At 28.5% G+C, this 2,024-nt stretch carries 2 protein-coding genes; both read left to right on the top strand.

What is annotated here, in order from left to right; genetic code table 11:
- The first annotated feature begins 955 nt into the window (after positions 1 to 955).
- A complete protein-coding gene (locus tag F0000_RS27090; protein WP_149627820.1) occupies positions 956 to 1,375 on the top strand; it encodes a hypothetical protein in 420 nt (139 codons plus the stop codon).
- A gap of 52 nt (positions 1,376 to 1,427) precedes the next feature.
- Complete coding sequence (locus tag F0000_RS27085) at positions 1,428 to 1,865, top strand: hypothetical protein (protein ID WP_149627819.1); 438 nt, start codon at positions 1,428 to 1,430, stop codon at positions 1,863 to 1,865.
- Positions 1,866 to 2,024: the final 159 nt, after the last annotated feature.

Below are 2,024 nucleotides of genomic sequence, written 5' to 3'. Positions count from 1 at the left end.
ATGAGCCTTACAACTAGCTTCGTCCGGAAATTTTTTAAAAAATTCTTGAATCGTCATAACATTAACCATCTTTAAAACAATAAGATACAAATAAATTACCGGTTATGCAAGGAATCCGATAGTCATAATATTTTATATAACTATTTTTCTGTTGAACCTATAGTCCTTTAAAACAGTATGCGCATATTTATGATAAAACTTTCACTGTTAGAAGTTTCTAATTTAATAAATATCAGTAAGACTGTTTATGTTGAAAAAATTACTTAAAAATACATTTTTAGATACTTTTTTATTGCATTAGAAAAACTTTCTGTCTTAAATTTCAAACTAAAAAGATATTATAAATCAACTCCAAAATATATAAACAACTGCATAAGATTTTGTGTTTTTGATCTTTTTATGAATTAATGATTTTCTTTGGAATAATGTAATCATTAAAACTTTCAATTCTAACAATATTCAAGTCAATTTGCCTAATGTCCAAAACTTATTTAGGTAGAATGTTTTTATTCAAAAAAGCCTTTTTTGTAGAATTTTGAGGTAGTTAAAACCTCCTTCAAAAAAGTTTTACTACACCGTTGCGTTTGTCAGCTACTATAAAGACTCATTTTTTCTTTTTTTTGATGCACCGTAGTAAAAAAGGTGTAATGATTTCTATTTAGACTTCTATAACTTTACTCCAGTTTTAATACCAAAAGGATCCTAAAGGTTATTGAAATATGAATAGATATAATAAGAAGTTTGACAATAGAGAAAGTTAAAATCACTCATTTTTTGGTTATCCTGATAACCTCTAAAAATAAGTAAAATTATTTTCGTACCCTTGAAAAAGCTCTTAGTGCTTATGAGTGTTGTAAATATATATTTTTACGTGCCGAGGTACGAGAAAAGGTACGTGGATTTTTGATTTCAATTTCTCAATTTTAACTTCTTTAATCATTAAAAACATATAAAAATGACATTTAGAGAAATTGAACACAAAGAAGGACAAGGATATTTTGTCAACTATGAAAAAGTATGGCAAACCATTGAAAAATTTAATTGGACTCAAGAGGTTGAGGACAAGATCAAAGGTGCTACCATTGACACACTTATTTGTACGCTTAATCTTTATGAAGAGTATATAAACAGTAGACCTCCTGTAATTGATGAAGATTTTCGTAAAAGAAGACTTACCATTGATGCTTTTAGAATTGGGAAACTCGCCGGGTACGGTACTAGTACAATTAAAAAACATCTTCAAAAATTAAAGGAGTTAGATGTATTACATATCGAAGTGCCAATGCCGGAATATGCAAAAGGGTATTATCATATTCATTTAAACTCATCTTACATCTTCATTGCAGAACCAATGGGGCTTATACTTACAAAGTAAAAAACTCCCGAGCTTATAGTAATACATTATATCATTTTTAAAGTTTATTATTATGAAACAACATCGTTTATTTGTCAATTATCGATTGCTTTGGAGAGAAATACAAGACTCCAACAAATTTGAACCGGTTCATAGCTGGTTATTAAGAAGAGGAAATAGTTATGTACTATATCAGCTTTGTAACCGATACAAAAACCTCTTAAATCAATATATAAAAGAAGGTAAAACTATCGATCCAGATAACTTACCCTTACTTTATATTGGTTCTTCTGATATGTATAAAAATTCGCCATATCGAATGAAATCAATCACTAATGGTTTACAAACTTTGATGCGTGACTCTTATTGGCATTTGATCACTATCAAACCTATTTTTAATGAGTCAAAATTTAAGGTGAGCATACCTTTACGATATTTTTTCTCATTAAGTCAAATAAATCCTGATGAAGCTTTAGAAGAGGAAGAATTCAAGCGCTATAGAAGGTTTTAAAATGTTAAATTACGATACCGTAATTTATTTAGTACTGAAGTTTCGCACCTAGTATTTACAGGTTTTTAGGGGTGTTAAAAAAGGAAAAAAGTAGCATGAAAACCTTGGTGAACCCTTGATTTTATTGTATTTTTAAGTTGAAAGACAAACAAATACAAA

Origin of the sequence: Aquimarina sp. RZ0, assembly GCF_008370685.1 — a bacterium.
In the GTDB taxonomy this organism is placed as follows: Bacteria; Bacteroidota; Bacteroidia; order Flavobacteriales; family Flavobacteriaceae; genus Aquimarina.
This window is presented reverse-complemented; position numbering and strand designations above follow the sequence as displayed.